The organism is Streptomyces sp. 135 (assembly GCF_020026305.1).
GTDB lineage: Bacteria > Actinomycetota > Actinomycetes > Streptomycetales > Streptomycetaceae > Streptomyces.
In genome coordinates this window covers 1,802,081-1,820,886 of record NZ_CP075691.1, presented here as the reverse complement: position 1 = coordinate 1,820,886, position 18,806 = coordinate 1,802,081, and the positions used below count along the sequence as shown (strand labels likewise).

At 73.0% G+C, this 18,806-nt stretch carries 12 protein-coding genes and 2 pseudogenes; 12 read left to right on the top strand and 2 right to left on the bottom strand.

Going from position 1 to position 18,806, the window contains the following annotated elements; genetic code table 11:
• The first annotated feature begins 48 nt into the window (after positions 1 to 48).
• A pseudogene (locus tag KKZ08_RS08155) lies at positions 49 to 1,360 on the top strand (DUF5685 family protein).
• A gap of 20 nt (positions 1,361 to 1,380) precedes the next feature.
• On the opposite strand, the gene KKZ08_RS08150 reads toward KKZ08_RS08155, so the two are convergent.
• Positions 1,381 to 2,352 (bottom strand): ABC transporter substrate-binding protein, encoded by a 972-nt coding sequence (locus tag KKZ08_RS08150; protein WP_223773806.1) that lies wholly within the window; start codon positions 2,350 to 2,352, stop codon positions 1,381 to 1,383.
• A gap of 522 nt (positions 2,353 to 2,874) precedes the next feature.
• Between KKZ08_RS08150 and KKZ08_RS08145 the strand changes: the two genes are divergently transcribed.
• From KKZ08_RS08145 to KKZ08_RS08105, 9 genes are all read left to right on the top strand, one after another.
• The gene (locus tag KKZ08_RS08145; RefSeq protein WP_223773805.1) at positions 2,875 to 3,738 is read left to right on the top strand and encodes an amino acid ABC transporter permease; all 864 of its coding nucleotides are present in this window, start codon (positions 2,875 to 2,877) and stop codon (positions 3,736 to 3,738) included.
• Positions 3,735 to 5,489 carry an FAD/NAD(P)-binding protein gene (locus KKZ08_RS08140; protein ID WP_223773804.1) on the top strand — a complete coding sequence of 585 codons (1,755 nt, stop codon included), beginning with the start codon at positions 3,735 to 3,737 and terminating at the stop codon, positions 5,487 to 5,489. The genes KKZ08_RS08145 and KKZ08_RS08140 overlap by 4 nt, the downstream gene beginning before the upstream one ends.
• Positions 5,486 to 6,283, top strand: a complete 798-nt coding sequence (locus KKZ08_RS08135; protein WP_276573890.1) for an amino acid ABC transporter ATP-binding protein — start codon at positions 5,486 to 5,488, stop codon at positions 6,281 to 6,283. The genes KKZ08_RS08140 and KKZ08_RS08135 overlap by 4 nt, the downstream gene beginning before the upstream one ends.
• Before the next feature lie 34 nt (positions 6,284 to 6,317).
• Entirely contained in the window at positions 6,318 to 7,409 is a 1,092-nt protein-coding gene (locus KKZ08_RS08130) for an LLM class flavin-dependent oxidoreductase (protein WP_223773803.1), read from the top strand.
• Positions 7,406 to 8,698, top strand: coding sequence for an NtaA/DmoA family FMN-dependent monooxygenase (locus tag KKZ08_RS08125; RefSeq protein WP_223773802.1), 1,293 nt, complete (start codon positions 7,406 to 7,408; stop codon positions 8,696 to 8,698). The genes KKZ08_RS08130 and KKZ08_RS08125 overlap by 4 nt, the downstream gene beginning before the upstream one ends.
• Before the next feature lie 5 nt (positions 8,699 to 8,703).
• Complete coding sequence (locus KKZ08_RS08120; RefSeq protein WP_223773801.1) at positions 8,704 to 9,516, top strand: DUF1684 domain-containing protein; 813 nt, start codon at positions 8,704 to 8,706, stop codon at positions 9,514 to 9,516.
• A 199-nt stretch (positions 9,517 to 9,715) separates the two neighbouring features.
• The gene (locus KKZ08_RS08115; RefSeq protein WP_223773800.1) at positions 9,716 to 10,618 is read left to right on the top strand and encodes a S1 family peptidase; all 903 of its coding nucleotides are present in this window, start codon (positions 9,716 to 9,718) and stop codon (positions 10,616 to 10,618) included.
• A gap of 172 nt (positions 10,619 to 10,790) precedes the next feature.
• A complete protein-coding gene (locus KKZ08_RS08110) occupies positions 10,791 to 11,594 on the top strand; it encodes a slipin family protein (protein ID WP_223773799.1) in 804 nt (267 codons plus the stop codon).
• Positions 11,595 to 11,869: 275 nt separating this feature from the next.
• Complete coding sequence (locus tag KKZ08_RS08105) at positions 11,870 to 12,952, top strand: S1 family peptidase (protein WP_223773798.1); 1,083 nt, start codon at positions 11,870 to 11,872, stop codon at positions 12,950 to 12,952.
• 97 nt (positions 12,953 to 13,049) lie between these two features.
• Here the strand turns inward: KKZ08_RS08105 and KKZ08_RS08100 are convergent, their stop codons facing one another.
• Complete coding sequence (locus tag KKZ08_RS08100) at positions 13,050 to 14,099, bottom strand: DUF3533 domain-containing protein (RefSeq protein WP_223773797.1); 1,050 nt, start codon at positions 14,097 to 14,099, stop codon at positions 13,050 to 13,052.
• Positions 14,100 to 14,273: 174 nt separating this feature from the next.
• Between KKZ08_RS08100 and dnaE the strand changes: the two are divergent.
• Positions 14,274 to 17,758 (top strand): annotated as a pseudogene (dnaE, locus tag KKZ08_RS08095) (DNA polymerase III subunit alpha).
• Positions 17,755 to 18,762 (top strand): hypothetical protein, encoded by a 1,008-nt coding sequence (locus tag KKZ08_RS08090; protein ID WP_223773796.1) that lies wholly within the window; start codon positions 17,755 to 17,757, stop codon positions 18,760 to 18,762. Before dnaE ends, KKZ08_RS08090 begins: the two are co-directional and overlap by 4 nt.
• Positions 18,763 to 18,806 lie beyond the last annotated feature (44 nt).

The following is an 18,806-nucleotide window of genomic DNA, read 5'->3' as shown; positions in this document are numbered from 1 at the left end:
GCTGCGATGCGGGAGTTGATCGACTACGGGCCGCTCGGGGAAGTCGTCTTGTTCGGAATCGTCAGGCCCTGTAGCCATCGCCTCGGCGAGGGACTGAAGACCCAGTGGATGGCGCACCTGTGCGGCCTGTGCCTCGCACTGCGCGGTGACCACGGGCAGTTCGCCCGCGTCGTCACCAACTACGACGGCCTCATCATCTCCGTCCTGACGGAGGCTCAGGCCGGGCGGTCGACCGGGGCGGCGGCGCACCACAAGACCCTGCCCCCTGCGCGGCATGCGGACCGCCTCCGTCTCGCTGGTGCTGGCCTCGGCGAAGGTCAGGGACCATGTCGTCGACGGGGACGGGCTGCTGGCGCGGCGTCCGGTGGCCGCCGCCGCGCGGCGCGTGGCCAGGAGCCGGGACAGGGCGGGTGCCCGGACCGGCTCCGCGGTGGGCTTCGACACGGCGGTCCTGGTGGACGCCGTCGAACGGCAGGCCGGGATCGAGGCCTTGGCGGGGCGCGGCACGTCGCTGCTCACGGTCACCGAGCCGACCGAGACCGCGGCGGCCTTCGCGCACACCGCGGCCCTCGCCGGACGGCCGGGGCAACGCGGCGCCGCTCGCCGAGGCGGTCCGCCTCTTCGGCCGCCTCGCGCATCTGCTCGACGCGGTGGAGGGCAGGGAAGCTGACGCCGCGTCGGGCGCGTGGAACCCTCCCCCAAGCTCTTAAGGAGCAGGGGGACCCCCATCCGCGACGGGCACCTCCCTCGCCGAGGCCCGCCGCCTCGCCGACGACGCGTTGCACGGCATACGCCTCGCGCTGCGCGAGGTGGAATTCACCGACGGCAAGCTCGCGCACGTGTTGCTCGCGCACGAACTGGGCCGCTCGGTCGACCGCGCCTTCGGGACCGACGCGTGCGGGCACGGCCACCAGGTGACAGCCCGTCAGCCCCGTCAGCCCCCTCAGGCGGGCTCCTTCGGGCCCCCGCAGCAGGGGCCGCAGCAGGGCGGCGGCTCCTACGGGAACCCGGCCGGTGGTCCGTACGGCTCGCAAATCCGTACGGCGGGGTCGGTGGTCCGTACGGGGGCGGCAATCCGTACGGAGGTGGCGCGCCCGGCGGGCCCGGCGGGCCGGGTGGCTTCGGTGGCGGGCCCGCCTTCGAGCCGCAGCCGCCCAAGCCGGGCAAGCGCGGCTTCTGGGCGGGCTGCGCGGTCGCCATCGGGCTGTGCTGCACCTGCAAGATGTGCTGCGCCGACGAGTACGAAGGGCCCTGGTCCCGCAAGAAGCGCGAGGGCTGCTGCAACGGCTGCGACGGCAATGGCGACTGCGGCTGCCGCGGCATCTGCGAGTGCTGCTCCTGCTGCGACTGCGGGCTGTAGGCCGCTCGGGTAACGGGACGTCAGCCCTTGACCTCCGGTGGGGAGATCCGGGAGGTCCTGATCGCCGAGGCCCGGGTGCCCCACTTCTTCAGGATGCGGTCGTACGTGCCGTCCTCGATCAGGTGGTTCACCGCCGCCCGGAACGCCGGCGCCAGCTTCGTGCCCTTCTTGAAGGCGAAGCCGACGTCGAGGCGGCGGTACTCGCCGAGGAACCGCAGTCCCTCCTGCTGCCGCACGGCGTAACGCAGGCCGTTGATGGTGGACATCACCACGTCGGCACGGCCCTGCCGCAGGGCGGGCCAGACGGCGCCCGGCTCGGCGTACGTCTTGACGGCGTACGGCTCCTTACCGGCCTCCGCGCAGAGGTGCTTGTTGTCCTCCAGCGTCACCTCGAAGGTGGTGCCGGCGCCGGTCGCCACGTTCAGGCCGCAGAGCTGTTCGAAGTGGGTGATCTTCGTCAGCTCGCTGTCCTGACGGACGGCGAAGCCCTGGCCGTCGTTGATGTACGTGACGAAGTCGATGGTCCTGCGACGCTCCTCGGTCACGCCGAAGTTGCCCGTGCCGAGGTCGTACTTGCCGCTGCCGAGGGCCGGCAGGATCGCCTCGAAGCTCGCGGCCTCGCGTTTCAGCCGCAGCCCGAGGACCTTGGCGACGGCGTCCGCGAAGTCGATGTCCTGCCCGGTGATCGTCCTGCCGTCCTCCCGGTAGAAGGCCCCGGGCGGGGTGCCGCCGACGGAGGCGGCGACGCTGAGGGTGCCCCGGTCGCGTACGTCCGGCGGCAGGAGCCGGGCGGCCGCCGGGTTCTTCTCGACCGAGGAGACGACATCCGTGGTGGGAATCCTGCCGGTCTTTCCGGCGGGGGCGGCGCCGCCCGTGGTGTCGGCGGCGCCCCCGGAGCCGCAGGCCGTGAGGGCGAGGGTGGCGGCGGTGATCAGGGCGAAGGCCGCCGGGATGCGGCGGGAGCGCTCGGGTGCGGGCATGGCTGTGCTCATGACTGTGCTCTCATGGCGTGGTTCTCCAGCTGGGCAGGGCATAGCGAGGCGGGGGGTGGTGCGGTCGTTCGAGGGGAGGGGTGTCACCGCTCGCGGCGGGCGGAGCGGTGAGGTGCGCGTGTGAAGGCGAGGGTGACGGCGCACGGGCGCGCGGCCGTCGAAGCGAGCGGAGCGTGGGGGCCGACCCGGGCGCGGCGGAGCCGGCTCAGCGGATGCGGAGCGGGCTCGGGCGGTGCGTGCGGCGCAGGGGGTCGGCTCAGGAGGGCATCAACAAGACGCCGACCACACTCGACCGAAGTCGATGTGGGAGCGCGTGACCAGCCACTGCTGCGGATGCATGGGCCAAGTGGAACAGGCATTCGGTGGTGCGTCAACTGCCCTGAGACGTAAGGCTCATATGCTGGACAGCCTTGACAGCGGGCGCGAAACGGCCCGTAATCTCGAGGCGGATCGAGCTGAGGGGCTCGGTCCATGTGAAGGCGTCACCCGTGTTCGAACTCCCGTATCCACGGAGCCTTCCGCATGCCTTCCGGCACCTTCGCCAAAGCAGATCCCGTAGATCCCGTAGATCCCGAAGCGGCCTCCGCCGCGCCCCGCATCGTGCCCCGGCCCCGCGCGGGCCAGTGGACGGCCGCCGCTCTCGTCCTCGCGCTGCTCGCGCTCGCCGTCAGCTCCGTCGCCCGCAACGAGGCGTTCCAATGGGACGTCGTCGCCGACTACTTCACCACGGCGGCCGTGCTGCGGGGCCTCGGGCTCACGCTCTGGCTGACCGCCGCCGTCATGGTGCTCGGCTTCGCGCTCGGCACGCTGCTCGCCGTGGGCAGGCTCTCCACCAACCCGGTTCTGCGCAGCGTCAGTTGGGGCTACGTCTGGTTCTTCAGGTCGATGCCGATCCTGGTCCAGCTGCTGTTCTGGTTCAACATCGGGGCGCTGTACCCGCAGGTGTTCGGCGTCAGGACGGTCGACCTCCTCGGGCCCGTGACCATCGCCGTCATCGGGCTCACCCTGCACGAGGCCGCGTACGCCGCCGAGGTGGTGCGCGGCGGCATCCTCTCCGTCGACCGCGGGCAGATCGAGGCCGCGCGGTCGCTCGGTCTCGGACGGTGGCGCCGCGGGTGGCGCGTCGTGCTGCCGCAGGCGATGCGCTCCATCGTGCCGCCCGCGGGGAACATGCTGATCGGCACGCTCAAGGGCACCTCCATCGTCAGCGTCATCGCGGTGCAGGACCTGCTCTACTCCGTGCAGCTCGTCTACCACCGCACCTACCAGGTCATCCCGCTCCTGCTGGTCGCCACCCTCTGGTACGTCGTGGTCACCTCGGTGCTCGGCGTCGGGCAGTACTACGTCGAGCGGTACTACGCGCGCGGCTCGGAGCGTGCCCGGTGAGGCACTCGCTGGTGATCGTGGGCGCCGGTCCGCGCGGCACCGGGATCCTGGAACGCCTCGCGGCCAACGCGCCCGAGCTGTACGCGGGTCCGGGCCTCGACATCCACCTCGTGGACCCCCACCCGCCGGGCGGCGGCCGCGTCTGGCGGCACGACCAGTCACCCCTGCTCTGGATGAACTCGCAGGCCAAGGACGTCACGATGTTCACCGACGACACGGTGGAGGTCGCGGGCCCCGTCCTGCCGGGCCCGTCCCTCGACGAATGGGCCGGACTCGACGGGCGCGCCTTCGCCGGGCGCCGCGAGCAGAGCCGGTACCTGCGCTGGGTGTACGAGAAGGCCGTGGCCGGTCTGCCGCCCGGCACCGTCGTCCATCACCACCGGCGCAGGGCGGTGCGCGTGGCCGGGCCGCGCGCGGGCCGCCAGGCGGTGTGGCTGGAGGGCGTCACGGCGCCGCTCGCCGCCGACGCCGTCGTCCTCGCGCAGGGCCACCTCGACGCCGAACCAGACGACGAGCAGCGGGAGTTGGCGGCCCATGCCGAGCGGCACGGGCTCGTGCACCTGCCGCCCGACTTCACCGCCGACACCGACCTCACGCGCCTCGCCCCCGGCGAACCGGCGCTCGTACGCGGCTTCGGGCTCGCCTTCGTCGACCTGATGGTGCTGCTCACCGAGGGGCGCGGCGGCCGCTACGAGGGGGACGCCCACGACACGTACGTCCCCTCAGGGCGCGAGCCCGTCCTGTACGTCGGCTCGCGGCGCGGCGTCCCCTACCACTGCAAGATCGGCTACGACTGGACGGGCGAACCCCCGCCACTGCCGCGCTACTTGGGGCCCGCACAGATCGACGAACTGCTCGCCCGCCCCGGCGGCCACGACTTCCGGCGCGACGTGTGGCCGCTCATCGAGAAGGAACTCGGCTTCGCCCACTACCACCGCCTCCTCACCGCCCACCCCGAACGCACCCGCATGGCCTGGCGGGACTTCGAGGAGAAGTACGACGCGTGCGCGCCCGGCAGCCCCGAGCGCGACGCCCTCGTCGCCTCCGCCGTGCCCGACCCCGCCGACCGGCTCGACCTCACCGCCCTCGACCGGCCGCTCTCCGGGGTGCGCCACACCTCGTACGAGGCACTCCAGGAGGGCCTGCGTGGCCACATCGCCCGCGACCTCGCCCGCCGGCACGACCCGGCGCACAGCCCCGACCTCGCCGTCTTCCTCGGACTCCTCTCCGTCTACGGGCAGCTGACGCGGCTCCCGGACGTCGGGACGTGGTGGCACGGCTTCTTCAGCCTCCTCGCGTCCGGACCGCCCGGGCCGAGGCTGCGGCAGCTGCTCGCCCTCTCGCGCGCCGGTGTCGTGCGGTTCCTCGGCGCCGACGTCGACGTGGCCGCCGAGGGCGGGGTGTTCCGGGCCCGGAGCGCCACCCTGCCGGGGCATGTCACCGAGGCCCGCGCGCTCGTCGAGGCGCGGCTGCCGCAGCCCACCGTGGCGCGCACCCGCGACCTGCTGCTGCGCGCCCTGCACGCCGAGGGCGCGGCGGTGACCGGAGCGGGCCTGCTCGCCGTCCACCCCGCCGACGGACGGGTCCTCGACCGCGCGGGCGTGCCCCACCCGCGGCGCTTCGCGCTCGGCCCGCACACCAACGCGCGCGGCGCGGGCGCCTTCACCCGGCCGCGCACCAACAGCCCGTCCTTCCGGCAGAACGACGCCACCGCGCGCGCCCTGCTCGACATCCTGGGAGCCGCACGATGACCGTCACCAAGGCCAGTGAAGACACGGACGCCACGAACGCCATGGTCGAAGTCCGCTCCGTACGCAAGTCCTTCGGCCCCCTGGAGGTCCTCAAGGGCGTCGACCTGACGGTGGCGGCCGGGGAGGTGACCGTGATCCTCGGTCCCTCCGGATCCGGCAAGTCGACGCTCCTGCGCATCATCAACCACCTGGAGAAGGCCGACGCGGGGTGGGTGAGCGTCGGCGGCGCGCTGATCGGCTACCGGCGTTCCGGCGACAAGCTGTACGAGCTGCCCGAACGCGAGGTGCTCAAGCAGCGCACCCGGATCGGCTTCGTCTTCCAGGACTTCCGTCTCTTCCCGCACCTGACCGTCCTGGAGAACGTCGTCGAGGCCCCCGTGTGGGCCCTGAAACGGCCCCGCGACGCGGCCACCGCGAGCGCCGTGGCCCTGCTCGCCCGGGTCGGACTCGCCGACAAGGCGGACGCCTACCCCCGGCAGCTGTCCGGAGGGCAGCGGCAGAGGGTCGCCGTCGCCCGCGCGCTCGCCCTGGAGCCGGGGCTCCTGCTCTTCGACGAGCCGACCTCCGCGCTCGACCCGGAGCTGGTGGGCGAGGTCCTCGACGTCATCAAGGGTCTGGCGCGGCAGGGCACCACGATGATCGTCGTCACGCACGAGATCGGCTTCGCCCGCGAGGTCGCCGACACCGTCGTCTTCATGGACGACGGGCGCGTCGTCGAACGGGGCGCACCGGACGACGTACTGAACGCCCCGCGGCACGCCCGCACCAAGGCGTTCCTCTCCAAAGTCCTGTAGCCGCAAATCCGACCCGCCGAGAAAGGTTCAGCCGATGACCGACCACGGAAACGGCCGTGGCCCCCTGCACCTCGCCGCCGCCGTCGACCTCCCCGGAACGTACGAGCCCGGCCCCTACGCCGAGCTGGCGCTGCTGGCCGAGCGCGGCGCCCTGGACTTCGTCACGCTGGGGGACTCCTTCGCGCGGCCCGGCCCCGACGCGCTCGCCGTGGCCGCCGGGATCGTGCCCGCCACCGGCCGCGTCGGGCTCGTGCCGACCGTCACGACCACGCACACCGAGCCGTTCCACGTGCAGGCCGCGGTGGCCACCCTCGACTGGGTCAGCCGCGGCCGGGCCGGCTGGACCCTGGACGTGTCGGCGACCGAGGCCGAGGCCCGGCTCTTCGGGCGGCGCGGCGCCGCGCCGCCCGAGGAACTGTGGCGCGAGGCCGGTGAAGTCGCCGACGTGGCCGCCCTGTTGTGGGACAGCTGGGAGGACGACGCGGAGATACGGGACGTGGCGAGCGGCCGCTTCATCGACCGGGACAAGCTGCACCACGTCGACTTCGAGGGGCGCACCTTCTCGGTGCGGGGCCCCTCCATCGTGCCGCGGCCCCCGCAGGGCCACCCCGTACGGGTCGTCGACGCCACCGCCCCGCCCGCCCGCGAGGTCGCCGCCCGGCACGCGGACGTCGCCCTGGTGCGCGTCGCCTCCGTCCGTCAGGCCGACGCCGCGCGGGCCGAACTGCGGGGCCTCGCTGCACGGTCCGGACGCGACCCGGACACGCTGCGGGTGTTCGCCGCCCTCGACGTGGACCTCGGCGGCGGCGAGTGCGCCGCCGAGCCGGGCCACGGGGGAGGGCCGCTGCCCACCGCCGAGGGGACCGTGTACCGGGGCGGGCCCGTCGACCTGGCCGAGCTGATCGCCGACTGGCACCGCGCGGGCGCCGTCGACGGCTTCCATCTGACGCCGGTCGAGCCGCGCCGCGACCTGGAGCGGCTCGTCAACGGAACGGTCGCGCTGCTCCAGCACCGCGGTCGGTTCCGCACCTTCTATCCGGGCAGCACGCTCCGGGACCACCTGGGGCTCGCCCGGCCCGCCAACCGTCACACCGCGCACACCGCGCTCACGGGGGAGCCGTCATGAGCAAGCAGATCCATCTCGCCGCCCACTTCCCGGGCGTCAACAGCACCACCGTCTGGTCCGACCCGAGGTCCCGCTCCCACATCGACTTCTCGTCCTTCGAGTACCTGGCCCGCACCGCGGAGCGCGGCCTGTTCGACTTCTTCTTCCTCGCCGAGGGGCTGCGGCTGCGCGAGCACAAGGGGCACATCCACGACCTGGACGTCGTCGGCAGGCCCGAGTCCCTCACCGTCCTGGCCGCGCTCGCCGCCGTCACCGAGCGGCTCGGCCTCGCGGCCACCGTCAGCGCCACCTTCAACGAGCCCTTCGAACTGGCCCGCAGGTTCGCCTCCCTCGACCACCTCAGCGCGGGCCGCGCCGCCTGGAACGTCGTCACCACCTCGGACGCCTTCACCGGCGAGAACTTCCGCCGCGGCGGCTACCTCGACCGGGCCGACCGGTACACACGGGCCGCCGAGTTCCTGGCGACGGCACGGCAGCTGTGGGACTCCTGGACGCCGCAGGGCCGGCCGCGCCCCTTCGCGCACCACGGGGAGCACTTCGGAGTCGAGGGCGAGTTCACCGTGCCGCGCTCCCCGCAGGGGCACCCCGTGGTGATCCAGGCGGGCGACTCGCCGGAGGGGCGGGAGTTCGCCGCCTCCGCCGCCGACGTGATCTTCACCCGGCACGGCACGCCGGAGGCCGGCCGCGCCTTCTACGCCGACGTGAAGGGGCGCCTCGCGAAGTACGGGCGGACCGCAGACGACCTGAAGATCATGCCCGGGGTCACCTACGTCCTCGGCGACACCGCCGCCGAGGCCCAGGAGAAGGCCGCCGAGATCCGCCGCGCGCAGGTCTCCCCGCAGAACGCGATCCTCGCCGTGGAGCAGGTCTGGGGCGTGGACCTCTCCTCGTACGACCCGGACGGGCCGCTGCCCGACATCGACCCGGACCCCGCGTCGCAGCTGGCCCAGGGCCGCGTGAAGATCGGCGACCCCCTCGCCGTCGCGGAGAAGTGGCGGGCCCTGTCCGAGGCCAAGGGACTCTCCATCCGTCAGACCGTCATCGAGACCACCGCCCGCCAGTCCTTCGTCGGCACCCCGCGGTCGGTCGCCGAGGAACTGGTGGAGTCCGTCCGCACCGACGCGGCCGACGGCTTCATCCTCGTCCCGCACCTCACCCCCGGCGGGCTCGACGACTTCGTCGAGAAGGTGGTGCCCCTGCTCCAGGAGCGCGGCGCGTACCGCACGGAATACCGGGGCGCGACGCTGCGCTCACACCTCGGGCTGCGCGAGCCCGTATGGAAGGGTTGATCACCATGAGCACCCAGCACACGGAGCAGGCTTCGGACATGGATCCCGCGGCGGACTGGAAGCGCTGGCACGCCCTGCGCACCGAGACGGTCGCGGCCCCCTACGGGCCGCTCTCCCTCATCGGCACGCACTGGCTCGCGGACCATCCGGATGGTTCAATTCCGGACATTCCCGGGCAGTGGGCCGAGACCCCCGACGCGGTCGTCCTGACCGCCGGCGCGGAAGACGGTCTGACCGTCGACGGAGCACCCCTGGACGGCGAGGTCCGGCTGGCCGCCGACAGCGGCCCGGCCGCGGCCCGTGTCGCGCACGGGGAGCGCCGGCTGGTCGTCATCCGGCGCGAAGGCCTGTGGGCGGTACGTGACTTCGACCCGGACGCCGCCGCGCGCCGCGCCTTCAAGGGCATCGACGCCACCCCCTACGACGCGCGCTGGGCCGTGCCCGGACGCTTCACGCCGTACGGTGAGGACCGCACCGTCACGGTCGGCAACGCGGACGGCAAGGAGCGTGGCCTCGGGCTCGGTGGTGAGCTGTCCTTCCGGCTGGGCGGGACCGAGCACACCCTCCAGGTGAGTGTCGAGGCCGATGGATCGCTGTGGGCGGTCTTCGCGGACGCCACCAGCGGGGTCTCCAGCTACCGCTTCCGTTTCCTGCGGCCCGCCGCGCCCGACGCCGAGGGGCGCACCACGGTCGACTTCAACCGGGCGCTGCTGCCGCCGTGCGCCTTCGCCGACCACTTCATCTGCCCTTTCCCGCCGCCGGGCAACACCCTGGCCACGGAGATCGCGGCGGGCGAGCGGAATCTCCTCGGCCGCTGAGCCGGCCCTGACGGCAGGGGAGAGCGGGACCGGTGCGCGGCCGAAAGGCGCCCTTGTGCGGCCGGTCCTCGCCCCCCAATACTCCCGAGCAGCGCTTGTCAGGAGCACGGCATAACCGGAATCCGGGCTTGCTCTTTGGCTGCGCCTCACGGGTCCTCAACCCACAAGGACCCACTGACTTCCCTCGGGAGGGAACAACGTGAGGATCAAGCGCACCATCCCCCACACCGGCATGGCGAGACGTACCCGTCTGCTCGCGATAGCCACCGGGCTCGTCGCCGCCGGAGCGCTCGCCGTCCCCGCGGCCAACGCGCAGGACGGCATGGCCACCTTCAGCGCCTCGCAGCTGGAACAGGCCAGCGACGCCGTGCTCGAAGCCGATGTCGCGGGCACCGCCTGGGGCATCGACCCGAAGACCAAGCAGGTCGTCGTCACCGCCGACAGCACGGTCTCCAAGGCGGAGATCGCCGAGCTCAAGGCGGCCGCCGGGTCCAACGCCGGTGCCCTGAAGATCGAGCGCACCCCGGGCAAGTTCCAGAAGTACATCTCCGGTGGCGACGCCATCTACGCGAGCAGCTGGCGCTGTTCGCTCGGCTTCAACGTCCGCAACGGCAGCACCTATTACTTCCTGACCGCCGGACACTGCACCGACGGCGCGGGCACCTGGTGGGCCAACTCGGCGAAGACGACCGTGCTCGGCACCACGCACGGCTCCAGCTTCCCGACGAACGACTACGGGATCGTGCGCTACACCAACACCTCGATCACCAAGTCGGGCACCGTGGGCAGCCAGGACATCACGAGCGCCGCCGACCCGACGGTCGGACAGAACGTGACGCGTCGCGGCTCCACCACGGGCACGCACAGCGGCCGGGTCACCGCGCTGAACCAGTCCGTCAACTACGGCGGCGGCGACATCGTCTACGGCATGATCAAGACCACGGTCTGTGCCGAGCCCGGCGACAGCGGCGGCCCGCTGTACGCGGGTTCCACCGCGCTCGGGCTGACCTCCGGCGGCAGCGGCAACTGCTCGTCCGGCGGCACGACCTTCTTCCAGCCGGTCACCGAGGCGCTGCGCGCGTACAACGTCAGCGTGTACTGAGCACGGCGTACCGAGCTCGGCGTACTGAGCTCGGCGTACTGAGCAAGGCGAGCCCCCGCCCGGCCTCCGGGCGGGGGCTCGTCCGCCGTCATGGGTCTCGCCCTCTCCCGGGGGGCGAGCTACCTTCGAAGGGGACGACCGAGACGCCCGCTTCGGACCCTGGGGGGCCGGCATGGTCGAGGAACTGCTGACGGCGGGCGTGGCCGCCGGGTCCGTCGGAGCGGTCTATGTCCTGGCCGCGGCGCGCGTCGTCAAGCAGTACGAGCGCGGCGTGGTGCTGCGGCTCGGAAAGTTGCAGCAGGCGGTGCGCGGCCCGGGGTTCACCATGATCGTGCCCTTCGTGGACCGGCTCCGTAAGGTCAACATGCAGATCGTGACGTTGCCGGTGCCCGCGCAGGACGGCATCACGCGGGACAACGTCACGGTGCGGGTGGACGCCGTCATCTACTTCAAGGTGGTGGACGCCGCCGAGGCCGTCATGCGGGTGGAGGACTACCGGTTCGCGGTCTCGCAGATGGCGCAGACGTCCCTGCGGTCGATCATCGGCAAGAGCGACCTGGACGATCTGCTCTCCAACCGCGAGAAGCTCAACCAGGGCCTGGAGCTGATGATCGACAGCCCGGCCATCGGCTGGGGCGTGCAGATCGACCGCGTCGAGATCAAGGACGTGTCGCTGCCGGAGACCATGAAGCGGTCGATGGCCCGCCAGGCCGAGGCGGACCGCGAGCGGCGGGCCCGCGTCATCAACGCCGACGCCGAACTCCAGGCGTCCAAGAAGCTCGCCGAGGCCGCCCACGAGATGGCGGAGGAGCCCGCGGCGCTCCAACTGCGCCTGTTGCAGACCGTGGTGGCCGTCGCCGCCGAGAAGAACTCCACCCTCGTCCTGCCCTTCCCGGTGGAGCTGCTGCGCTTCCTGGAGCGGGCTCAGCAGGCCCTGCCGCAACAGCCTCCACCGGCGGGAACCGGACAGGACTAGTCCTCACAGGCTGACGACCCTCCCGTGGCGGGCCGTGTTTGCAGTGCGAATCCGGCGTGGTGCGAGGGGGTCGCACGGTGGCCGAGGGGCGCACTGCTGTTTCCGCGTGCGCGTCCTGAAGTAGACCTTGTGTGCGACCGCAATGCGTCGGGATAGTGGGCCGGGTAATTGGCATGGACGCGGCTATGTCAGCCGGCTCATTCATGCCTCGTACTCCTTGCGACCCGTCAGGCCCCCACGCCGGACGGGTCGTTCCCCCCACAGGAGGTCGTGAGTTGAAGCACCGACGCATATCCAAGCGGCGTGCCGCCGTGGCAGGCGCGGGCATCGCCGCGCTGGTCGCCGCGGGAGTCACCTTCCAGACCGCGAACGCGAGCGAGAGCACGCCGGACCCCACCCCGGACGTCCTCTCCGTGGCGAAGGCCGGAAAGCTCGCATCGACCCTGACCCAGGAGCTCGGCGCGGACGCCGCGGGCACGTACTACGACGCCAAGGCCAAGGCCCTCGTCGTGAACGTGCTGGACGAGAGCGCGGCGGACGCCGTGGAGTCCGCGGGCGGCAAGGCCAGAATCGTCGAGAACTCCCTCGCGGAGCTCAAGAGCGCCCGCGCCACGCTCGACGAGAAGGCGGCCGTGCCCGGCACCTCGTGGGCGATGGACCCGGCCACCAACAAGGTCGTCGTCACGGTGGACCGCACGGTCGAGGGCGCCGCGCTCGACAAGGTCGGCTCGATCGTGAAGAGCTTCGGCGGCAAGGCCGAACTCAAGCACAGCAAGGGCGAGTTCAAGGCCTTCCTCGCCGGCGGCGACGCGATCTTCGGCGGCGGCTCGCGCTGCTCGCTGGGCTTCAACGTCGTCAAGGACGGCCGGCCCCACTTCCTGACGGCGGGCCACTGCGGCAACGCGGTCAAGAGCTGGTCCGACGCGCAGGGCGGCCAGGAGATCGGCACCACGGTGGAGTCGAGCTTCCCGGGCGACGACCACGCCCTCGTGAAGTACACGGCCGACACCCCGCACCCGAGCGAGGCGAACCTCTACAACGGCAGCGCCCAGGCGATCGCCAAGGCGGGGGAGGCCACGGTCGGGCAGAAGGTGCAGCGCAGCGGCAGCACCACGCAGCTCCACGACGGTGAGGTCACCGCCTTGAACGCCACGGTGAACTACCAGGAGGGTCAGGTCGACGGCCTGATCCAGACCACGGTCTGTGCCGAGCCCGGCGACAGCGGCGGCGCGCTCTTCGCCGGTGACACCGCGCTGGGTCTCACCTCGGGCGGCAGCGGCGACTGCTCCTCCGGGGGCGAGACCTTCTTCCAGCCGGTGACGGAGGCCCTGAGCGCCTACGGAGCGGAAATCGGCTGAGGCCGAGGCTGCCGGACGTTGTGAGCCCCGCCCCCCCCCGCGACCTGCGGGGGGGGCGGGGGTCACACGGTTCTGTCCACGGGTTCCCCCGCGGCCCTCAGGGAGCGATGGTCCTGCCGTACTTCGTGCCGCTGAGGTCGATCGGACCGTTGACCGGTCGGCCGCGCCGGGCGGACAGGACGAGGGTGACGACCACGCCGACGAGCGCCCAGGCGGCCAGGACCAGGAGCGGTCCGGTGAGCGCGTTCCCCTCGAAGTACGCGATGGAGCGCGCCGACCAGGTGCCCGCGCCGGGCGGCAGCCAGGGCCCGATCGCCTTCCAGAACGCCGGCAGCATGGGCAGCGGGAAGGCGCCGCCCGCGCTCGGGTTGCCCCCGATGACGATGATGAGGACGGCCAGGCCGATGCCCACGATGCCGGTGAGCGCCTGGAGGGCGAGCGTGATCGCGCCGACCCCGAAGACGACCAGGGCGCCGAGGCCCCACAGGCCCATGACGCTGCCGGGCAGGGCGCCGAGGATGGGCCCGATGATGATCGCGCCACCGAGCCCGCCGGCGATCGAGTAGAGCGCCATGGTGCCGAGCCTGATGATCGCGCGCGGCACGTTCGGGGCCCGGGAGCCCGCGCTGATCGCGAGGATCGACGCGCAGAGATAGCCGCCGACGCACCAGCCGACGACCAGGTAGAAGGACGAGAGTCCGTTGAAGTCCTTGTTCGAGGCGGCGGCCACGTCCTCGGTCTTCACCGTGCGCTTCTCGGCCGCGTCGACCTCGGTGAGGAGCGTGGTCAGGGTCCGGGAGAGCGCGGTGCCGCCGCCGGAGGCGACCAGGAGGGTGTCGGTCGTGCCGCGCGGGTCGACCACCAGGGCGCCGTCGATGTCGCGGTGCATGATCTGGCGCCGGGCCGTGGCCTCGTCCTTGAGGACGCGGGGGTCCAGCGGGTCGCCGGGGAGCTTGTTCAGCCTGTCGGCGGTCTGCCCGGCCGCGGGGCCCGGGGCGACCACGCCGAAGGCCACGTCCTTGGGTCTCGGGTCGTGCAGCGCCCCCACGTAGGAGGCGATGAACAGCAGCTGGAGGGCGAGTACGCCGATGACGAGCATGGCGGCTCGCGGGGTGACGGCGTTCTTCAACTCATCGGCGAACCTCATGCCCCCACGCTCCGGGGCACCGGTCGTTCTCGCAGGTGGGATGGGCCGAACGGGCGATACCGAGGGCTTACGGGAAGGGGCCTCGTACGCCTGTCGTACATGCGTTCGAAACTTGGTCTATGGTGGAGGTGGGGGATACGAGATCGGATCGGTTCAGGGTTACAGGAGGTGCGTGTGCCCGACTTCACGCATCTGCACACCGTCTCCGGGTTCTCCCTGCGGTACGGCGCCTCGCACCCGGAGCGGCTCGCCGAGCGCGCCGCCGAGCGGGGCATGGATGCCCTCGCGCTCACCGACCGGGACACCCTCGCGGGCACCGTCCGGTTCGCCAAGGCCTGCGCGAAGGCAGGGGTGCGGCCGCTCTTCGGCGCCGAACTCGCGGTGGCGGAGCCCGCCCCGGCCAAGGGCGAGCGGCGACGGGCCCCCGTGCGCGGCGGCGCCTTCATCGACGAGTCGACCCCGCGCGTGACCTTCCTCGCCCGCGACGGCGCCACCGGCTGGGCCGCGCTCTGCCGCCTGGTCACCGCCGCGCACCGCGCCGACGCCGGCGGCACCGACGGACAGCCCGTCCTGCCGTGGCAGGAGAACCACGGCGAGGGCCTGACCGTGCTGCTCGGCCCCGCCTCCGACGTGGGGCGCGCGCTCGCCGCCGGGCGACCGACCGGGCCGCCCGCCTCCTCGCGCCCTGGCGTGAGCGGTACGGCGATGCGCTGCGCCTGGAGTCCGTCTGGCACGGCCGCGAGGGCACCGGACCCGGCTCGCTGCGCCTGGCCGCGCGCACCGTCGGCTTCGCCGCCGAGCAGGGGGTGCGGCCCGTCCTGAGCAACGCCGTGCGCTACGCCGACGCCGGGCAGGGCCCCGTCGCCGACGTCCTCGACGCCGCGCGCCGCCTCGTCCCCGTCGACCCGACCAAGGAACTGGACAGCGGCGAACGCTGGCTGAAGGGCGCGGACGACATGCTGCGCGTCGCCGAGCGCGTCGTCGAGGCCGCGGGCTTCCGCCGCGACACCGCGCACCGCCTGATCGAACAGACCCGGGCGACCGCCGCCGCGTGCCTGGTCGACCCCGAGGACGACCTCGGCATCGGGACCGTGCACTTCCCCGAGCCGCGCCTGGTCGGCGCCGGGCGGCGCACCGCGCAGCGCGTCCTCGCCTCCCGGGCGGCGGCGGGCATGGTGCTGCGGGGCTACGACTCCCGGCGCGAGTACTGGGAGCGCATGCACCACGAGCTGGACATCATCGAGTTCCACGGCTACGCCTCCTACTTCCTGACCGTGGCCCAAGTGGTCGACGACGTACGCGGCATGGGCATCCGGGTCGCGGCGCGCGGCTCCGGCGCCGGGTCCCTCGTCAACCACCTCATCGGCATCGCGCACGCCGATCCCGTCGAGCACGGGCTGCTCATGGAGCGGTTCCTGTCCAAGCGGCGGCGCGTCCTGCCTGACATCGACATCGACGTGGAGTCCGCCCGCCGCCTGGAGGTCTACCGCGCGATCATCGGCCGCTTCGGCACCGAGCGGGTCGCGACCGTCGCCATGCCCGAGACCTACCGAGTGCGCCATGCCGTACGCGATGTGGGGGCCGCCCTGTCCATGGACCCGGCCGACATCGACCGCGTCGCCAAGGCCTTCCCGCACATCCGCGCGCGCGACGCCCGCGCCGCGCTGGCGGAACTGCCCGAACTGCGTTCGGTGGCCGAGGAGTTCGGCGGTCGTGCCCGGCTGTGGGAACTGGTCGAGGCCCTCGACGCGCTGCCGCGCGGCGTCGCCATGCACCCGTGCGGGGTGCTGCTCTCCGACGCCTCACTGCTCGCGCGCACGCCCGTCGTGCCCACCAGCGGCGAGGGCCTGCCCATGTCGCAGTTCGACAAGGAGGACGTGGAGGACCTCGGCCTGCTCAAGCTGGACGTGCTCGGCGTGCGGATGCAGTCGGCGATGGCGCACGCGGTGACGGAGGTCGCGCGGGCCACGGGGGAGCGGGTCGACCTGGACGCGGTACCGCCGGGCGACCCGGCGACGTACCGGCTCATCCAGTCCACCGAGACGCTCGGCTGCTTCCAGATCGAGTCGCCGGGCCAGCGCGACCTGGTCGGACGGCTTCAGCCCTCGACCTTCCACGACCTGGTGGTCGACATCTCGCTGTTCCGGCCGGGCCCGGTCGCGGCCGACATGGTGCGGCCCTTCATCGAGGCCAGGCACGGCCGCGCGCCCGTCCGCTACCCGCACCCGGACCTCGCGGAGCCGCTGAAGGAGACGTACGGCGTCGTCGTCTTCCACGAGCAGATCATCCACATCGTGGACATCATGACCGGCTGCGGGCGCGACGAGGCGGACCGGGTGCGGCGCGGGCTCTCCGACCCCGAGTCGCAGGGGCGCATCCGGTTCTGGTTCGCGCAGCACGCGGCGGCCAAGGGGTACGACGCCGAGACCATCGCCCGCGCCTGGGAGATCGTCGAGGCCTTCGGGTCGTACGGCTTCTGCAAGGCGCACGCCGTGGCCTTCGCCGTGCCGACGTACCAGTCGGCGTGGCTGAAGGCCCATCACCCGGCCGCGTTCTACGCGGGGTTGCTCACGCACGACCCCGGCATGTACCCGAAGCGGCTGCTGCTCGCGGACGCGCGGCGGCGCGGGGTGCCGATCCTGCCGCTGGACGTGAACCGGTCGGCGGTCGCCCACCGTATCGAACTGGTGTCCGAGCCGCAGCCGGTGTGGGGCCTGCGCCTCGCCCTCTCCGACGTGCACGGCATCAGCGAGGCCGAGGCCGCGCGCATCGCGGACGGGCAGCCGTACGCCTCCCTCGTCGACTTCTGGGAGCGGGCCAGGCCCTCGAAGCCGGTCGCGCAGCGGCTCGCCCAGGTCGGCGCGCTCGACGCGTTCGGCGCCAACCGCCGCGACCTGCAACTGCACCTGACGGAGCTGCGGCGCGGCGGCCGGGGAGCGGCCGGGGCCCAGCTCCCCCTGGCCGGCGGGCGCAGGACGGCGCCCGCCGGCCTGCCCGACCTGGACGACGCGGAGCGACTCAGCGCCGAACTGGGCGTCCTCGGCATGGACTCCTCGCGCCACCTCATGGCGGACCACGGCGCCTTCCTGGCCGAGCTGGGCGTGCTCAGCGCCCGGCGGCTGCGCGAGGCCGAGCACGGCGCGACCGTCCTGGTCGCGGGCGCCAAGGCCGCCACGCAGACCCCGCCGATCCGCTCCGGCAAGCGGGTCATCTTCACCACCCTTGACGACGGCACGGGCCTGGTCGACCTGGCCTTCTTCGACGACGCGCACGAGCGGTGCGCGCACACCGTCTTCCACTCCTGGCTGCTGCTGGTGCGCGGCGTGGTGCAGCGCCGCGGGCCGCGCAGCCTCAGCGTCGTCGGCTCGGCGGCGTGGAACCTCGCCGAGCTGGTGGAGGTGCGCGAGGAGGGCGGCCTCGACGCGGTGGCACTGCGCCTGGCGGAGCCCGGGCCCGAGCCCGGACCCGAGCCCGGACCCGAGTCCGCCGAGCCGAAGCCCGGACAGGGCCCGGACCCGGACCCGGTGGCGGGCGGCCGCCGCATCCGTATGGCCACGGGGTACGAGATGCACCCCTGGGCGGATCTGCGCCCGGCGGGCGAGGGGTCGGCGGGCACCAGCAGGAAGTTGTGGCACCAGAGTCCGGGGAGCGCGGGATGAACACCTTCGACGACGCCCACGGTGGCGGCGCGAGCACCCTCTACGTGCGGTTCCTGCTGGCGCCCATGTACGAAGCGCTGCTGCCCCGACTGGTCGACCTGCTCGGCGAGTTCACCCCGCAGGTCGAGGCGCTCCCGCCCGACGCCGCCCTCATGGACGTCCGTGGCGCGCGGCGCTACTTCGGCCGGAACCCCGTCGAACTGGCCGCGCTGATCCGGGTACGGGCGCTCGCGCTGTACGGGGTGGAGTGCGCCATCGGCGCCGGGCCCGGCCCGATGCTGGCGCGGATGGCCGCCCGTGGCGCCGCGCCCGGCGTGACCCGTGCCGTGCCCGAAGACCCGGAAGGCGTACGCAGGTTCCTCGCCGAGCGGCCGGTCGGCGAACTGCCGGGCATCGGCCGCGCCACCGCCCGCACCCTGTGCGAGTACGGCCTCGACTCCCTCGGGAAGGTCGCCGCCGCGCCGCTGTCCACCCTGCAACGGCTGGTCGGCGCCCGTGCGGGCCGCGAGCTGCGCGAGAAGGCACGGGGCATCGACCGCACCCGGGTCGTACCGAACTCCGCGGCGCGCTCGATCGCCGCCGAACGCCCCTTCCCCCGCGACGAGCTGGACCCCTTCCGGCACCGCCGCGCCCTGCTCTCCGGCGCCGAGGAGCTGGGCGTCAGGATGCGCGGCGAGGACCAGGTGTGCCGCGCGCTGACCCTCACCGTGCGGTACGCGGACCGGAGCACGACCGTCCGGACCCGGACCCTGCCCGAGCCGACCGCGCACTCCACCGCGCTGACCACGGCCGCGTACCGCATGTACGAGGCGCTCGGCCTGCAACGGGCCCGGGTGCGTGCCATCGGACTGCGCGCCGAGGGGCTCGGCCCGGCCGAACGCGCCGCCCACCAGCTGACGTTCGACCCGGCGGACGAGAAGGCCCGCCGCATCGAGGAGGTGGCCGACCGGGCCCGGGAGAAGTTCGGCCCCGGCGCGATCGTGCCGGGAACGCTGGCGGCGTGAACCGCGCCGCGCGGGACCTCAGCACACCTTCAGGGATCTCCAGG